Annotated in this window: 14 protein-coding genes; 3 read left to right on the forward strand and 11 right to left on the reverse strand. The window is 60.4% G+C overall.

The features are described from left to right. The first annotated feature begins 94 nt into the window (after positions 1 to 94). Positions 95 to 253 (forward strand): hypothetical protein, encoded by a 159-nt coding sequence (locus OPIT5_06410; protein ID AHF94145.1) that lies wholly within the window; start codon positions 95 to 97, stop codon positions 251 to 253. 18 nt (positions 254 to 271) lie between these two features. Here OPIT5_06410 and OPIT5_06415 read toward each other — a convergent pair whose 3' ends face one another. Next, positions 272 to 1,000, reverse strand: coding sequence for a hypothetical protein (locus OPIT5_06415; GenBank protein ID AHF94146.1), 729 nt, complete (start codon positions 998 to 1,000; stop codon positions 272 to 274). A 139-nt stretch (positions 1,001 to 1,139) separates the two neighbouring features. Between OPIT5_06415 and OPIT5_06420 the strand changes: the two genes are divergently transcribed. Next, positions 1,140 to 1,361, forward strand: coding sequence for a hypothetical protein (locus OPIT5_06420; GenBank protein AHF94147.1), 222 nt, complete (start codon positions 1,140 to 1,142; stop codon positions 1,359 to 1,361). A gap of 44 nt (positions 1,362 to 1,405) precedes the next feature. On the opposite strand, the gene OPIT5_06425 is transcribed toward OPIT5_06420, so the two are convergent. The 7 genes from OPIT5_06425 to OPIT5_06455 all read right to left on the reverse strand — a co-directional run bounded on the left by OPIT5_06425 (position 1,406) and on the right by OPIT5_06455 (position 11,315). Then, on the reverse strand, positions 1,406 to 2,839 hold the full coding sequence (locus tag OPIT5_06425; protein AHF89907.1) for an integrase: 1,434 nt from the start codon (positions 2,837 to 2,839) through the stop codon (positions 1,406 to 1,408). 426 nt (positions 2,840 to 3,265) lie between these two features. Next, positions 3,266 to 4,666, reverse strand: a complete 1,401-nt coding sequence (locus OPIT5_06430; GenBank protein AHF89908.1) for a hypothetical protein — start codon at positions 4,664 to 4,666, stop codon at positions 3,266 to 3,268. A gap of 58 nt (positions 4,667 to 4,724) precedes the next feature. Beyond that, positions 4,725 to 5,534 (reverse strand): anchor protein, encoded by an 810-nt coding sequence (locus tag OPIT5_06435; GenBank protein AHF89909.1) that lies wholly within the window; start codon positions 5,532 to 5,534, stop codon positions 4,725 to 4,727. Positions 5,535 to 5,660: 126 nt separating this feature from the next. Beyond that, a complete protein-coding gene (locus OPIT5_06440) occupies positions 5,661 to 8,135 on the reverse strand; it encodes a hypothetical protein (protein AHF89910.1) in 2,475 nt (824 codons plus the stop codon). Between the two features lie 74 nt (positions 8,136 to 8,209). After that, complete coding sequence (locus tag OPIT5_06445; GenBank protein AHF89911.1) at positions 8,210 to 9,079, reverse strand: hypothetical protein; 870 nt, start codon at positions 9,077 to 9,079, stop codon at positions 8,210 to 8,212. 11 nt (positions 9,080 to 9,090) lie between these two features. Beyond that, positions 9,091 to 9,783 carry a hypothetical protein gene (locus OPIT5_06450; protein AHF89912.1) on the reverse strand — a complete coding sequence of 231 codons (693 nt, stop codon included), beginning with the start codon at positions 9,781 to 9,783 and terminating at the stop codon, positions 9,091 to 9,093. A gap of 32 nt (positions 9,784 to 9,815) precedes the next feature. Beyond that, the gene (locus OPIT5_06455) at positions 9,816 to 11,315 is read right to left on the reverse strand and encodes a hypothetical protein (GenBank protein AHF89913.1); all 1,500 of its coding nucleotides are present in this window, start codon (positions 11,313 to 11,315) and stop codon (positions 9,816 to 9,818) included. Between the two features lie 148 nt (positions 11,316 to 11,463). On the opposite strand from OPIT5_06455, the gene OPIT5_06460 reads away from it, so the two are divergent. Then, a complete protein-coding gene (locus OPIT5_06460) occupies positions 11,464 to 12,633 on the forward strand; it encodes an AraC family transcriptional regulator (GenBank protein AHF89914.1) in 1,170 nt (389 codons plus the stop codon). A 111-nt stretch (positions 12,634 to 12,744) separates the two neighbouring features. On the opposite strand, the gene OPIT5_06465 is transcribed toward OPIT5_06460, so the two are convergent. The 3 genes from OPIT5_06465 to OPIT5_06475 all read right to left on the reverse strand — a co-directional run bounded on the left by OPIT5_06465 (position 12,745) and on the right by OPIT5_06475 (position 16,029). Continuing rightward, positions 12,745 to 13,017: a hypothetical protein gene (locus OPIT5_06465; GenBank protein AHF94148.1), complete on the reverse strand. Its 273-nt coding sequence runs from the start codon at positions 13,015 to 13,017 to the stop codon at positions 12,745 to 12,747. A gap of 344 nt (positions 13,018 to 13,361) precedes the next feature. Further along, entirely contained in the window at positions 13,362 to 14,990 is a 1,629-nt protein-coding gene (locus OPIT5_06470) for a DSBA oxidoreductase (GenBank protein AHF89915.1), read from the reverse strand. Between the two features lie 7 nt (positions 14,991 to 14,997). Continuing rightward, a complete protein-coding gene (locus OPIT5_06475; protein ID AHF89916.1) occupies positions 14,998 to 16,029 on the reverse strand; it encodes a hemolysin D in 1,032 nt (343 codons plus the stop codon). Between the last annotated feature and the right edge of the window lie 58 nt (positions 16,030 to 16,087).

Here is a 16,087-nt window from a genome sequence, read left to right on the forward strand (position 1 = left end):
TCACGATGAAAAGGGTGCCGAAAGGCTATACACAAGCAAGCGAACTCTCTCTGAGGACTGACGTTTACGCAGGATCGCTCGCGGCTTCTTCGCCATGGCCTTGGTCAAATACAGAGAATGCGATGCGATCATCCTCGCAGCGCGGGCCGGCCCGCCACCCAGCCTGACCGAGGGCCAGAGGTTCAACAAGTCCCTCGGAACCTCGCGGATGAATTTTCCCGCAATCATGGCGAACTCAGCTATGACTAACTGAAACCATCTAGGATCGGTGTTATGGGTCGCCGTCTATTTTTACCGCTGCTGCGGCGTCCCAACCAACCCTGAGAAATTTGAATTCCTGAAGTTCCGAATCGAACGATTTGATCGGGGACGTCGGGGACAGCGCAAGTCGTGGATAGGGCTGCGGAGGCGGTAGGCTGGCGACAAAAATCAGGACTACGAATCCGGCCATGACAAATCGGTAACAGCGGCGCCCCTCTACCCTCATATAAGTCGGCTCAACCATAAAATCCCTGAAGTGATCCCCATCGAATTTCAGCGCAAAAAGAACAACTGAATACGTCTCCGTATCTCTTGGATCTCTGCTAAGGATCATTCTCCGGATAATGTCCTCGTGCCTGCCCAAACGCACGTGTCGAAACATATCTAAGCTGCTGACAGATGCCCTCCATAGGATCGAAAGAAAAAACAGCTTCGACAAAGTGTAGTCCAAGCGAGGGTGGGCCCTAAAACGCTGCGATCCTTCCATACAGGGGGGGAGTGGATCGACAAATAGCCTCCGCGCATGTTTTTCGAACTGATTGATGCGAGATTCGCATCTCTCGCATAGGAGTTTTTCTCTGTGGCCCTTTTGTGGCTTGGTCAGTTTTCCGCCTTCGGCAATTTCCGAAAGCTCAATGAAACGGTGGTCCTTATCGTAGAGCGAGGAATAGAGAAACTCAGGGATTATGTGCGAACGGCACAAATGCGCTTCATTGAGACAGAGATGGCATATCGTCATCGGTCACACTTCCCCAAAGAAGTTAGCACTTACATTCATCCTTTTGATTTAAAGAGATATGTTCGGCTTCTGTAAATCGAGTTAGTGCGACTAGAAGTGTTTCCCGCTCATCGGAAATCGATGCGGCGAACGCGTATTCTTGGTGTGCGACAAGACAGCGAGCCTCCTCCTTGATCGTCGCACACAACCATTCCTCCGGCGACCCGACTCCCAGCACAGCCGATATCCGTGTGACCCGTGTCTTGCGGGAGGCGGCAAGATCATCGAAATCGAGCTTCTGGACCACGTCATCATCGGCGACCCGGAAGCCGATCCGAACGGCGTCGGATATCACTCGTTCCACGAGGCCGGCTTGATGTAGCCGGCGGACTCGCCGCTGTTCCCATTCCTTGGAACGGCGGCAACTCAGGCTGCCGGTGCCACCGGAAGTTTGATCGCCCCTTGTTCAAGCGCCTTTTGCAGCAACTCGACAAGCTTGGTCGCATCCTGCGCGGCCGCGGCCGTGGCTGTCTCGGTAGCGAAGAAAGACGTGGGATCAATCTTGCTCGAAACGTAGAACTTTCTGGTGACGCCAATCGTGGAATGGCGCAGGCCGGAACTGGCCGCAAAAATCCCGCGGCGTTGCGCGATGTGAGAGCCAAACTCTTTCCGCAGCGTGTGAATCCGATTCACGGAGCGTGTGATTCCCTTCGTCTTCAACCACGCGCAGAGCGCAGTGAAGTCCTTCATGCAACGGTAATGGCGCAGTGGCGAATCCTGCCTCGCAGGCACAACGGACGGCAGGACGAACTCGCCGCGATTCTCCGCGGCATGTTCGCGCAGTTTTTCAGCGAAGCGCGGCTCCAATTGAATTTTGCCAACCGAGGAGTCGCTTTTCAGCCGGCTGTATTTGGTCGGCGCCACCGTCACCGTTCCCGAAGGCAGGTCCACATGCGACCACGGCAGCTTGTCGATTTCGTTGCGCCGCATCCCGGCTCCAATCGCGAGAATGAAGATGATGATCTGATTTCCCGAGAGCTCCTTGAAGGCGTCCTCGATCAGTTGCTTGGCATCCACCTCCGAGATGTAGAAAAAATCCGACTCCCGCTCCGACAGAAGCTCGACACCTGCAAACGGCAGCGGGTCAGGCAAGGCGAGATTTGGGCATTTCGTGAGCACCCGCTTGAGCACTCGTTTGGCGAAGAGCGAACGTGCGTTGCGAATGAAGCTGTTCGCGGTGTGCTCGACGCGCACGCGAGCCTCGGTCCCCGCCGGCCGACGGGCCACGTAGGCGTCGCGCCATTCCACCACCCGCTCGGGCGTGATCGTGTTGAGCAAAATCTTGTCAACCATCTGGCGCCACTTGGACGGCTTTCGGCCACCGGTGTATTTGTCGGTTCCGGTCAGGGTGATGCCGCGGATGCTCGCCGCGATCCGGCGGAACAGCGCGGCATAACCGTTGAGCGTCATGGGATGAAGCTGACCGTGTTGGGCTACGATTGCGATGTAACCGCCGACCGTCAGGTCACAGAGCTCCGACTCAAACGCCGGCTTGAACTTTTTCCGTGTCGCATCCCAGCCATGCAACCGGAGGTGTTGATCGATTTCACGCGCCAGTTTCGCGGCGGCGTCGAGATCGGCCCCCAGCTCAAACCATTCGCGGTGCCGACGGCATTGAATCCGGATGAGGTATTGCGGCGCCGCATCGGCCCCATAGTATTTCCGGGTGTTGCGCTGAATGCGCTGTTTCAAGCGGGCGAGGCTGCCATGCGTGGTGGTTGGGGCGGCGGAATTCTTGCCCACTTCTTGCCCACTTTTTTGACTTTGCCGGGTGGTTTCGTTTTCGAGCGACTTTTTCATGATGGGACGACTTTTCCCCGTAAGTCGTTGTCTCGCCGAGTCGACAAAGCGGACATGCTTGCCGAAAAAGCGGACATCTCACGAGGCTGTCCCTATCCATAACGCCGACTTAAAATCTCTTGCCCGAAAGGGCGTGCGGGTTCGAGTCCCGCCCCGGGCACCCCCTTTTATAATCAGCAAATTATGAAACGGGCACCACTCGGCGGAATGTTTGAAACACCTGCCCCCCTGAGCGAGCAAAACGATCGATACACTGGTTCCGTTCGCCTTCTTCGCTCCCTTCCTGTGATGCTGCTCGGTTGTGCACACCGTTTTAATCAATCCGCCTGGTTATGCTGAAGACGATTTGTCTCCTCGGTTTGAGTTGCCCGGAGGGGAGGCGCTTAAAACAATCTGCCCCCATATCTCCGATTGAGGGGGCATCCGTCAGAGCTCACGCAACGGGAGCACATCTCGCTCGGCCAGCGCAAGGGGACTGTCGGCACAGGGCAAGTTGGACCAGGAACCGGCGGTGTCGCGGCCCGCGCCAGCCGGAGGCGTGAAAACGATGCCACTCACGAAGTCCACCAGCACCGGATTGCTCAACACAGCGGGAGCGGTGATGCAAATCGGATCGATTTTCAAATCGCCCGGAACGCATTCAGGCGGGGCGTCGGCACGCCACCAGGAGACAAGCGCCGGTGACGTGTCGTTTTTCCGCGTCCAGGCAAAAGCGGTGGAGCGGGTGGGATATTGACGTTCCAACGGCTCCAGCCGTCGAAGCGGCCAGGTGTTGTCCAACAGGGAATACACGTGTTGGGCGGCGAAGTAGGAGGGTTTGCGGTAGGCCACGGTCTTGTCGGGACGCAGGCAGAGCAGGCCTTTGGGGTTCCAGCCTTCGTGAAGCGCGCCGGCGCGCTTTTCATAATACATGTCGGAGAGCTGGTAGAGGCTCATGGGGTAACCGTGCGCGTGGTGGACGAGAAGGCTGCGCAGGTTCCATGCGGCTTGTTTGCGTTCGTTCCAAAAGTGTCCGCTGAGGGCCATGATCGGGACGCAGGCGGAGGGCGCGCCGCATTCGCCCTGACGGATTTTGATGTGCGGGGCCATGTGTGCGACGGCGCAGGCGAATTCGTCCGCGAGGTCAATCAGGTCGTCAGGATTATGTGGATACGAATGGATGCTGATTTCGTTGAGCAAGTCCGCCGCCCTGGCGTCCACGATGATTCGGAGTCCATCGAGCGCGTAGGTTTTTTTCTCCAGGATGTAGGTGGCAAAGCCCACGATGTGCGCGCCGGGTTGCGCGTCGCGGATGACCTTTGCCGTGCGGATGAAGAAAGTGGCGTAATCAGCCGGGGTGGTGCGCTGACAGCTCTCGGGTTCGTTCCAGACTTCCCATGTGTTCACGCGGTCGCCGTAACGCATTACCAGTGCGCGAACCCAGCGATCCCAGGCGGCGAGGGCTTCCGGCGATGTGGGCAAACCTTCGCTGAGTCCGATGCCGCCGCCGCCGGGATAGGCAGGATTGCCGTAGGAGGTTTGCAGCCAGGGCTGGACGCTGGCGGCGAGACATGCGTCCACGACGTCATCAAGCCAGCCCCAGTGATAGTCGCCGGTTGGCGCCGGTTCGCATTTGGCCCAGCCGCATTGGAGGCGGACGTATTTGGCTCCGAGTTCGCCGAGGTGCGGGCCAGATTGCGAAAAGTCGGCGTAATCGCGGTCCAGCACTTCGCATCCGATGCTCCAGGGAGAGTCGGAAATTTCGCGGGCGGAGCGAGTCCGAAGGCGCGCAAGCGGCGTGCAGTTGTTCTTTATGAGGAGAGGAACGAGGTCGTTGTTTGGCTGCATGAAACTCAAAAAAAGTTGGACTACGGAGGAAGCCGGGGGGGAGGGACGCGGGAGGAGTTCAGGCACGATTTTTGCGACGGTGGCGCACGACAAGACCAAGGGCGGCAGCGCCAAGTGCGGCGAACAGGGAAATCGCGGCGGGTTCGGGAACAGCGGTGATGGTGCCGTTGAATACCACGTTGTCGAAAACCACGGATATATTGGTTCCGTTGGTCTGGAAATAGAGACGGAATTCGACCTCCTCGCCAGATGTGAAATTCTGGAACGCATTGTTAAAGTCGGGATCGGTAAGCGTGACGCTGTAAGCTCCCAATGGACCGGCTGAGCCCTTGGCTTTTAGTGTGCCGGTAACACCATCGTTGTCCCCTGCCCAATCCTGTTTCAGAATGTTACTGGTATCGTCTTCAAATCCGGTGACCGAAGAAAGCAGGTAAAAAGCCCGGACGCCGCCTGTCCCGCTAGTCGCGCCTGACGCGGCTTCGAATGCGAAGGAATCCAGTGAAAGGGTATAACCTTCCTTCACTTTTATTTTGAAGGAGACATACGATGCGTTGGTGAGCGCGCTGGAAAAACTGAATGCAGTTAGTCTGGCGCCTGGGCAGGCAACCAGGGCTTGCGACGTGAGGGGACTGGTTAGCGTGAGAATGCTGCTGTTTGAACTGTTGTTATTGAGCACGACGTCCGAGGCGTCGATACCGGTGGCAGCGGTGTGAGATGTCAGGGCGGCGGCAAGGTTCGCTCCTTCGAAGTCGTAGCTGGCCACCACAGCGGCGGGCGTCGTGGCGGCGGCGGTGATGAATGCGAACACAAATGCGAGCGGGCGCAGGTAGGAGCCGCAGATGAGCCGGTTTTTGATATGGGTTTTCATGATGTTTATACGATGGGTTGCAGTTGCGGATGGGTGGATTATTGGTGGGTGGATTGTTCGTGAGTCTTCGATGGTGAGATTGAAATAGATGAGAAAGCCCCCGCTCCCCGCCGGGGGGGGGGACCATCAAGGCAGGCGGCCGGGATCGAGGCCGTAGATGAGGAGTGGGGTACCGGTGAGTTTTTGTTCGATGACGGCGTTCGTGCCTGTATTGGAAAATGGATACGTTCGTCTCTGGCCGATGCTGTTGATCGTCGTCACTGTTTTTTGTCCGGAGGCAACGGGTAGGGTGACGGGAATTTGAGAACGCCATTCGTCGATCCAGGGTTCGGGCGAGATGTAGTCTTTGCCCACGGCGTCAGTGAGGACGTAGCCGTCGGTGCGATCCCAGAGAATGACAAGAGGGCCGCGCGGCGTGGTGAACAGGAGCCCGCGGGATTTGCTTTCATCGCCAGCGGCGTTTTTCGGAAAATGTATCCAGCGGACGAATTTTGCCTGGTCGAGTTCCTCGGCGGCGGCGGCATAGGCGAGCAGCGAGGGTTTGAAGCTGAGGTCGCGCTGGATGAGGCCGAAGTAGTATTCGCGATCCTTGGGGTTGATGCCGAGTTTGTCGGCATGAGTTGTATCAAAAAGTTGATACCACATGACGGCCTTGACATTTTCGGCCATGGCCAGGGCGAGGGAGAGCAGGGTATTTTCCGCACTGCGTCGCATGGTGTCGGACCAGTAGTGATTGGGGAAGGTAAGGGCGTAAACTTCGGTGAGCCAGAGTTCCTTGGGTTTGCCGGGTTCGCCATATTTTTTCATGAGCTGCGCAGCGGTGCGGACGGAACCGTAGTAGTTCCAGTAGTTGCCGTAGGCACCGGTCTGCCAGGTGTCCCAATCGGAGATGGGATAGTCGGCGGCGTAGTTGCCGCGTCCGGGGTGGAGGGCGAGGCCGTCGAGGTATTGCCAGCCTCCGGCGGCGTGGATGGCGTTGGTGAAATTCACATCCATGCCGGCGAGGCCGAAGCTGAGGATTTTTATGTTTGTGGCGGGCGGTCCCATTTCTTTTTGGACGCGGCGGATGGCTTCGAGCCACTTCATGTAGCCGTCGACGCGTCGTTCGCGTGCCTGTTGTTTCAAGACATCACCCATGCCGATGGTGGTGGTGCCGTAGTTCATTTCGTTGCCGGGTTCCCAAACGGGATAGCCGTTGTCCACGCAGTTCTGGAGCACGGAGCGGATCCATTCATCGTTTTTGGCGGGGTCGGTTACGTAGCCGCCTTTGGGCAGGTGGGTGTGGCGGATAGGGGTGATGTGTTTGTAGCCGGGGTTTTTGCCTTCGCGTCCGCTCAGGCGATACCAGCGCACGCCCATGCGTTCCATGACGCGCTGCGCGGAGGCTTCGTCGGGTATCGGCCAGTAGGCGGAGAGGCCAAAGAGGCTGTCCGCCGAGGTGCCCTTGAATTCGTACGGGGGAAGGAGGGCGAGGTGGGTGCGGGCAAAGGCAAGTTCCGCGCCAGTGGTTTTGTCGGAGAGGGAAACTTCCGCGAAGAAGATGTCGCGGGTGGGATCAGGAGATTCGGCGGCGGGACGGAATTGGATGCGTTCGCTGCTCAGTTCGCCTGCGGAGAGGGTGATTTCGCGGGTGCTGCGGGAAACGTAAGCTCCGGAGAAATCGCGTATCCAATATTTCATGATGAATGTGCGCGTGGCGTCGCTGGTGTTGGCAATGTCGGCGTTGAGGGTGAGCTCGGGTTGTTTGTCGGCAGGCGCGCCGGGAACGGATTCCCACCAGTTATAGAGGTTTGGGGTGCCGGTTTTGATGGCGGCAGGGCGGCCGTGCCAGCGGGCGGTAACGAGTTCGGCGGCATGATCGGCGGGGCTAAGGATGATCGCGCAGCGAGCGATGTGGGTGGTGGAATCTTTCGTTTCAGGGAGCGGGCGGATGTGCTGCGTCCGCTCGGAGGGATCGGTGTCCTTGCCAAGCGTGGTGCTGGCCGCCGGATCAAAGGCGATGGAGAGAATGCGTTCGCCCAAGCGATAACGAGCGACCCTGCCGTCGAGATATTCCTGAGGTTGACCACCTTTGGGGTGTCGTTTCCAGACGCCCGCTTGAACGGGGGAGAGGCGGACGAGTTCCGGAGCCAGGGTGCGTTCAAACACACTCATGCCGATGCTGGCGTCGGCGGGCACGTTGGTCAGGGTCCAGGTGATGTCCACGTATCCAGATTTTTGCTTAAACAATCCGGTAAGGGTGGGGAGCGGGGTGTCGTCCTTTTTGGCGGCTCCGGTCGCTGTCAGGGTGTAGGTGATTTCAACGGCGGGTTGGCCGTCGTCGGTGGTTATCTCGCGGATTTTGCCTCCGGTGGTTTTGGCGGAAGGTTTGGATTTCAGCACAAAGCCTCCGATGATGAGGAGGGTTTTCCCGGTGTCGTCCCGAATCTGGATATCGTTCCATGCGCTGGCTTTGAGCGAGAACGCAGGCGGGTGGGTGGGTGGGGACGCTTGCGGGTTTGGGGCTGGTTGCGCGTTGGCAAGGCTCCCGGATATCAGGATCAGGAGGAGGAGGAGGACCGGCATGGCAAGATGGCGGATGAGGTGACGGGTTGGTTTCATGAGCAATGCAAAGGGAATGTTTGTATTGGTTTTTATATGACAGATTGCGGAAAACAGGGAACAAAGGAGGAGGGTCAGGGGGAAAGCGCCGGGTTGAGATGTGCTTCGTAAAGGGCTCTGCCGAGTTGAAGGGAGATTTCATCAATGTCGCCGCCGAAACAGCCGCCGGGTTGCTCCTTATGGCGTCCGGGGCGGGTTGCACCGACCGTGAACAGTTGGGCGTCCTTGTCGTTGGGTTTCATGAGCGCGCGCGACGTCGTGCCGCCGAAGAGGAATTTGACTTCATCGGCGCCGGCTGGAGTCAGCCAGACGCGGAAGCCTGCTCCCCGTTCTCCGAATTCCTTTTTCTGTCCGGGTTCCTTGCAGCGGATGAACACGTTGAAGCGTGAAAGGGCGAGGTGATGCCAGGTGTTTTTCTCCCATTTGAAGGGCGCACTGGTGAAGGTCTGGCACTGGCCGGTGTGCAGTTGCCAGACGAGGGTCATGGTGCGCTGGCCGTTCGCGTCCGGCCCGCTGACCTGGAGCTGCCAGAGGCGGGAGGCGTTTTGCGTGGAGCCGCCAACGGCGATCACGTTGACAGCGGCGTTGCCGGGATTGCGCAGCCAGAGTTGGAGCGCAAAGCGGTCGGGCCATTGCTGGCCGATGTCCTGCGAAACGGTGCTGGTTTCGTTCGTGAAACCACTGAAGGCGGTGCCGGAAATGCCGGGAATGCCGCCGGTGATCCTGCCACTGACGATCCCGTCTTTGCCGGACGGGGCGGCATCCCTGGCCTGTTTGCCCGGGTTCGGATCGTCACACTTCCAGTTAATCATCACGATTTCGTCGTCCTTGGACGCGCTCGCTCTTTTTTTCCCCGCACCAAGCGCGTCGGGATGCAATGGGGAGAGCACAAATATGAAGATCGTAATCGGGAAAAGGATACGCGGTAGGAAAACAATGCGCATGGGGGGGAGGGTCAGGGTTTCCAGATGAACTCCGGGTAGTCCAAGCCGTTATAGTTTGGTCCGATTTTTTTTACTCTTTGGACATGAGCGTCCACGAATAGGAGATGGAGCTGGTCGTTGTGTCTGAATTTGAATCTTGCCACTTTAAAACCAGTGGGGCCTGTACCATCCCAAGCTTGTGTGTTTTCATCTTCCCAAACGATGACCGATCGTGACGGGTCCACTGAGTTTATTTTTACACCACTGAATGTTGAATTCCACAGGTAACCAAGTGCGGCCACATTCTTGACTCCTTCGAACGCATCAAACGTAGGGCAGAAAAGATTGATACGACGCCCCATGACACCTGAGAGATTATTAACGAGGTAGGGGCGCAACTCATGTGACCAGTAGATATTGTTACCGTAGTTGTGCTTGGTGATCTGGTTTTTGTTCTCGGAGGCATTAAGCAACATGGCGGTGCCAATCTGCCGGAGGTTGGACTGACATTTCACGGCTCGCGCCGATTCGCGAACACGCCCGGTGACGGGAATGGTGATGGCGGTGAGGATGCCGATGATGACGATGACGACAAGTAACTCGACGAGAGTGAAGGCGCCGGTCTGGCGCTTCTGCCTGTCAGGTGACTGCAGGGGCGGGGAAGCAGATTTCATGCTGATGATTATATCAAAATGGGGAGAGTGAATAAAAGTCACTTTGCGCATATTTTCTGGCTTTTCGCGCATGTAATTATTGCTCACCAGCAACGCCCGTGGCTCACCGATGGAGCAGGGGCTCCGGGGCTCATGCGTCCGTAAAAATCCTCGATGGGGAAACGTCCGTTTTGCGGCACACAGGCACGCTTCGCGCCGTTGATCAGCGGACAAACCTCAATGGCGCCGATCCGGTAGCGTTTTTCCCCGTCGCCGTGTTGTAGTGGAAGTGCAATGACGGGGCAGCCGGTGCGGTCGCCAACGGAAAGGTATACGTCGTGCCTGCCAGCACGCATGAAGGGCGGCAGAACGCAGCCGGGCATCACGTTGCCCCGCGCTGCGCCGCCGGACGATGGCAGTGAACTCAGGTCAAACGCATCGTCCACGAACACGGCGGCGATGCCACCAGCGGCATCCTTCAACGTCAGGCAGGGGAAGCCGCCCGGAAGACACGGAGCCACGCCGGCATTGCGCCATTGGCCGGCCCAGGTAAAACATTGATCGAGACGAATCGTGTCCGGAATCGTGATACTTTTGGGGAGGATGCGGTATCCGAGACGCTGGTTGATCGCGTCGATCAGCGGCCGGTTGTCCTCAAGAAACTCCCGCGGCCACCAGTGAATGGATGCGTAGCTGGCATGATACGTCGCAACCGCATCCAGATATTCCTGCCCGCCCCGCCAATGCCCGCCATGACGGCCCACCCCGTAGTGCTCGGATTCGAGAATGACCGGACGATCCGCAAAAATCTCGTCAGCCCACGCCACCGCCTCCTTGCGGAAAGGGAACACGCCAATGCTGTCGTCGCGCAGCGAAATGCCGTTGCGCACGCAGTAATCCTTCACCCGCGCGGCCCCTCCTCTCCCCCTCCCCCTCCCGTCGGCAGCGGCATCGCGTCCGTCCTGCTCCGATTTTGGCTCAAAAACCTCGTCGGGCACCACGAGTCGGGTTTTGCGAAAATGGCGGCGGTAAATTTCAAAATGTTTCAGTAGTGTTTTTCCACAAACAGGCTGGCCGGTGCTCCAGTAACGGTGTCCCTCGCCCCACGCGCCGTAGGAGCCGATGTCCACAAAATCCAGATACGACGCGCCATCGTAGCGGGCGGCGAGACGGGCGACGAATGCCTCCAGTTTTTCGAGAAACAGCGGATGGCCGTAATCCGGTTCCCAACACGCGCCGTCATCCATAACCCTGCCCGCCGTAAAACGCAGGCCGGGCGCGCCCTGCTCCTGCACCCAGCGCGGCGTGGCGTATTCCTCGCCCGGTTCACAGGCCGACACGCGCAGCGCGATGCGTTTGCCTTCGCGTATCCAGCGCTGCGCCGGCGTGTCGAGCACGCTCCATTGGAAGCGGTTTTCCTCCGGTTGCAGCCACGACCAGGGCAGGCGCAGGTAACACACGCCGAGACCGGGGAAATCACTCACTGTGTCGGACGGCGCGAGGTCGCTGCCGTAGAGGTCGATCCAGTTGTCGTAATAGTGCAGCACCCAGCCCATGCCGGGATTTATCAAAGCCTCGTGAGAATCGGTCAGGTTGATGGTCATGGTGTGGCGGCGGCGAACGTGAGCGAAGGGGACAAAAGATGTCCCTCCATATTATCAAAACAGGCGCTTTAGATAAAAGTAGTTTTGCGCATATTTTCTGGCTTTTTGCGTTGCACCTCCTGCCGCATTCCAACTCCCTTCCAGCATCATGCCCGCCACTGATTTTCCCCGCGTTGCCCTGCTTGTTGAAACCTCCACCATGTGGGCGCGCTCCATCCTCGAAGGCGTCAATCGTTACCTGCGCAAGAGCAATTACTGGCAGGTTTTTTTGGAGCCGCACAGTGCCAACGAGATCATCCGCCCGCCCGCGGGCTGGGAGGGCGAGGGTGTGATTGCCGACATCAAGCATCCCGTAATGGCGGAGGAAATACGCTCGCTCGGCATTCCCGTGGTCAACGTCTCGCCGGTCACGTTTCCCGATTTTGCTTTTCCCACCGTGACAACGGATCACGACGCCTGCGCGCGTATGGTGGCGGAGTATTATTTCGAGCGCGGATATGCGAACTTCGGATATCTCCACCTTGACGGCAACGACTTTGACGCGGGTGTCATGGGGGAGTTTTGCAAATGCGTGCGGCAGGGCGGCGGTGAATTTTTCAGCATCAATGTGAAGGATCGCATGTGGGGCGTGGCCGACTGGAATCTCAATATTCAGGCGCTGGCCGGCTGGCTGGAGCAACTGCCGAAACCCGTGGGGCTGTTTTCGTGGGCGATAGGGCGCGAGGTGGTTCATGCCTGCCATCTCGCCAGGCTGCGAATGCCCGAGGAGGTGGCGCTGGTGATGACTTCCGATGACGAGGTGTTTTTGGAGATTTCGCACATCCCGATGTCGGGCATCATTCATCCCGGAGCCGAGATCGGGCATCAGGCCGCACGGATGCTCGACGGGCTGATGGCGCGTGGAAAAAAGAGGCCGCTTCGCAAGCCACCCCGTGAACTGATTCCGCCGCCCGGCATCAAGACTCGACAATCGAGCGATGTGATGGCGATTGCCGATCCGGTGTTGCGCGCCGCCATTGCCTATGCGCGACAACATGCGGGCGAACCCGTGCAAGTGTCCGACATGGCGGCGCACGCCGGCATCTCGCGCCGGGCGCTGGAACAGCGGTTTGCAAAGACGCTGGAGCGCAGCCCCGCCGACTACATCCGCGACATGCACCTGACGCGGGCCAAGGATTTGCTGCGCGAGACGACGCTTCCGATCCCGCAGGTGGCGGACGCATCGGGTTTCGCGTCGCCCGAATACATGGCGCGGTTCTTCCGCGCCCGCCTGGGCGTCTCCCCGTTGCGGTATCGGAAAAAAATTACAGCGCGTTGATATGAAGGTTGCAGACATTACCCTGATGCAGAGGCATCTTGATCACGGATGGCACATCCATCGCGAAGGCGCGCAGAAGAAGCGTCAGGTCGTCTCACGGCTGCTGAATGTTCAGTGGCCGCGCTGCCAGCGCGAGGTCGCGGCGCGGGCGGCTGCCGGGCCCGGTGTGCGTAGCGTCCGCCAGTCGAGCGCCGCCATCAGCGCGCAGACGCCGACGAACCAGTCTCCCCAGCGAACATACACGCTCGGTTGCCCGGTCCAGCGCGAGTCGACCGGGACGTCGATTGTCGTGTGTCCGCGGAAATAGATGGTGCCGGGCTCGCCGCCGCCTTCGCGACTCCGGCCCCGGTCGGTATCCCTGCTCCGCACCTGCGCGTGCACCACGCCGTCAGCGGTGCGGATGAGCTCGGCGCGGATGGCGCCGTATTCGTCGATCCAGCCGCTCCAGCCGCTGTTGCCGGCCGCAGGACGGGGTGCCGCATCTTGATGGTGCGGAGCACGGAGTTGGACGCGTGCTGCTGCGCCGCGCCACCCTCGCCGAACCAGCCATTGTTAGTGTTGACCACGAGCACATCGGCGCCGGCGAGCACGCTCTGGCGTGCGAGGTCACCGCTCGGCGGAATGTTTGAAACACCTGCCCTCCCTGAGCGAGCAAAACGATCGATACACTGGTTCCGTTCCCCTTCTTCTCTCCCTTCCTGTGATGCCGCTCGGTTGTGCACACCGTTTTAATCAATCCGCCTGGTTATGCGGCCAGGTGCATTTCCGGCGAGGCAAACGCAGGTGAGCTCAATGCACCCCCCCGGCGCTTTCGCGGGAGCCGGCGGGCGGCGGATGAGCGGCACGAGCAACAGCGCAAACGCAAACAGGCACGCCATCAGCCACAACACGTCGGCAAAGGCCAGGGTGACCGCTTCGCGACGGACCAGGCGGGCGAGCGTCCCGAGCGCGCGCTCCCCGGCCAGCGCCGGGTCCGCCGCCGCCATTTGCAGGTGGCCGCCGACCTGCGCCAGCCAGTCGCCGACCCCGGCGCTCCCGGTTTGCAGGTTCTCGTTCAGCCGCAGCCAGTGCAGGTTCGTCCGGCTGTTCAGCCACGTATTCACACACGCGATACCGACGGCGCCGCCGAGATTGCGCAGGGTGTTGAACAGCGCGCTGGCCATCTTCAGCCGCTCCGGCGACACCGAACCCAACGCCATGCTCGTCGCCGGCACGATGCACAGCAGCATGGCGCTGCCCCGTAAAAATTGCGGCCAGAACAGCTCCCGCCCGGTCCACGCCGAGGTGAGCGGCGTCATCTTCCACAGGGAAAAGGCGAACAGGCCGAGCCCGGCGGCGATCAGCAATCGCGGGTCCGCCCGGCGGGACAACCGCGATACGAAGGGCGCGGCCAGCACCATCGCCAGCCCGGCGCTGAACACCGCCTGGCCAATCTGCAATGCGTTGAATCCGGCGATCCGCGCCAGGAACAACGGCAGCACATACACCGCGCCGAAAAGACCGAAGCCGGTGATAAAGATAAAGAGCGTGGCGATCGCGAACGTGCGATCCCTCAGCGCGCGGAAATCCACCACCGGATGCGCGTGCCGCAGGCTGCGCCAGACAAACAGCCCGCCGGAAACCAGACACAGCACCGCGAGCGCCCGGATGTCCGGATCGTCGAACCACCCCCAGCGGTAGCCTTCTTCCAGCACGTATTCGAGCGACGCCAGCGAGACGGCCATCAGGCCGAGCCCGGCGAGGTCGAATTTCCGGATCAGCGACGGGTTCGCTTCGTCGACCCGGGCGAGGAAGGGAATGGTGCCGGTGATGATGATGCCCGGCACGATGTTCACAAAAAAAAGCCAGTGCCACGACCAGGTCTCCGTAATCCATCCCCCCAGCGTCGGACCGATGGTCGGCGCCAGGGCGCCGGACATGCCGAGAACGGCCGAGATGATCGCCTGCCTCGGCCCGCGAAACAGGGCAAAGCCGGTCGCAAACACGGTGGGAATCATGGCGCCGCCGAGAAATCCCTGGATCGCCCGCATCACGATCATCGTCCCGATATTCGTCGCCAGGCCGCAGCCGAGGCTGGTCAGCGTGAATCCCGCCGCCGAAAGCGTGAACAGCCAGCGCGTGGAAAACGCCCGCGACAACACGCCCGAAAGCGGGATCATCACGATCTCCGCCATGAGATAGGCCGTCTGGATCCACGACGCCTCGTCGGGCGCGGCTCCCAGCCCCGCCGAGATCTCGGCCACGGAACTGGCGACAATCTGGATATCGAGCAACGCCATGAACTGCCCGAGCGCCATGAGCACAAAAATCAGCAGCTTCCGGCTCTCGGGCATCGCGGAAAGGTCGACCGTTTTCATGGAGCGGCTACCGTTGATCCACGCTGACCGTGACCGAAAGCCCCGGCCGCAGCAGGCCCAGCTCCGCGGCGCTCCCCTCCAGCCGGATGCGCACGGGCACGCGCTGGACGATTTTGGTGAAATTGCCGGTGGCGTTTTCCGCCGGCAGCAGGGAAAATTCCGCGCCGGTCGCCGGGCTGAGGCTCTCCACCCGTCCTTCGAATTTCGCGGCGCGCCAGACATCCGCCCCGATCACCGCACGCTGGCCCGGCCGCATGCGCGCGATCTGGCTCTCCTTGTAGTTGGCCTCCACATACAGTCCCTCAGCCGGCACGATGGCCAGCAGCCGCGTGCCGGCCGCCACCCAAGCGCCGACCCGCGCCTGGCGGTTCCCGACCACCCCGTCAACGGGCGCGCGGATTGTGGTGTACTCCAGATTGAGCCGCGCCTGCCCGGCATCGGCCTCCGCACCGGCCAGCGTCGCCTGCGCCTCGTGCTTCTGCGTCGCAATGACCGCGAGTTGCCGCTCCGCCGCCACCAGGGCCGCCCGTGCCATGTCCTCATCGGCCCGCGCCTTGGCCGCAGTCGCGCTCCGCTCCTCGAAATCCTGCTCCGACAAGGCGTTGCCCGCGACCAGCCGGCCGGCCCGGATCGCATCCGACCCGGCGCGCTGCTTTTCCGCCGCGGTGAAAGCGATCCGGGTGCGCGCCTGCGCGATTACCGCCGCCTGCAGGTCGGCCGCCGCCGCCAGGTTTTCCAGCCTCGCTTCCGCCTGCTGCACGACGGCCTCCGCCCGGGCGAGTGCGGCGCGATAATCGCGGTCGTCGATCACCGCGAGCACGTCGCCGGTGCGGACCCGCTGGTTGTCGCGCGCCGCCACACTCGCCAGCGTGCCCGGCACCCGCGAGGAAACCGGCGTGATGTCGGCGGCGACAAAGGCGTCGTCCGTTGTCTCGTGAAACCGCCCCTCCCGCCACCAGCGAATGCCGGCGATCCCCGCTGCGACGAGAAGCAACAACGCGACCGCCACCAGCACGGGGCGGCGGCGTTTTCCGCTCATTGCATTATGGTCATCATATTTCATCGCATCAGAAGAATCGTCTCGAAATGCTCCCGTC

This window comes from Opitutaceae bacterium TAV5 (assembly GCA_000242935.3).
Taxonomy (GTDB): domain Bacteria; phylum Verrucomicrobiota; class Verrucomicrobiia; order Opitutales; family Opitutaceae; genus Geminisphaera.

Coding starts and splice junctions, on each gene's coding strand:
- OPIT5_06425 (AHF89907.1), bottom strand. CDS start 2,839: ATGAAAAAGTCGCTCGAAAACGAAACCACCCGGCAAAGTCAAAAAAGT.
- OPIT5_06470 (AHF89915.1), bottom strand. CDS start 14,990: ATGAAAACGGTCGACCTTTCCGCGATGCCCGAGAGCCGGAAGCTGCTG.
- OPIT5_06410 (AHF94145.1), top strand. CDS start 95: ATGGCCTTGGTCAAATACAGAGAATGCGATGCGATCATCCTCGCAGCG.
- OPIT5_06435 (AHF89909.1), bottom strand. CDS start 5,534: ATGAAAACCCATATCAAAAACCGGCTCATCTGCGGCTCCTACCTGCGC.
- OPIT5_06415 (AHF94146.1), bottom strand. CDS start 1,000: ATGACGATATGCCATCTCTGTCTCAATGAAGCGCATTTGTGCCGTTCG.
- OPIT5_06455 (AHF89913.1), bottom strand. CDS start 11,315: ATGACCATCAACCTGACCGATTCTCACGAGGCTTTGATAAATCCCGGC.
- OPIT5_06450 (AHF89912.1), bottom strand. CDS start 9,783: ATGCGCAAAGTGACTTTTATTCACTCTCCCCATTTTGATATAATCATC.
- OPIT5_06445 (AHF89911.1), bottom strand. CDS start 9,079: ATGCGCATTGTTTTCCTACCGCGTATCCTTTTCCCGATTACGATCTTC.
- OPIT5_06430 (AHF89908.1), bottom strand. CDS start 4,666: ATGCAGCCAAACAACGACCTCGTTCCTCTCCTCATAAAGAACAACTGC.
- OPIT5_06440 (AHF89910.1), bottom strand. CDS start 8,135: ATGAAACCAACCCGTCACCTCATCCGCCATCTTGCCATGCCGGTCCTC.
- OPIT5_06460 (AHF89914.1), top strand. CDS start 11,464: ATGCCCGCCACTGATTTTCCCCGCGTTGCCCTGCTTGTTGAAACCTCC.
- OPIT5_06475 (AHF89916.1), bottom strand. CDS start 16,029: ATGAGCGGAAAACGCCGCCGCCCCGTGCTGGTGGCGGTCGCGTTGTTG.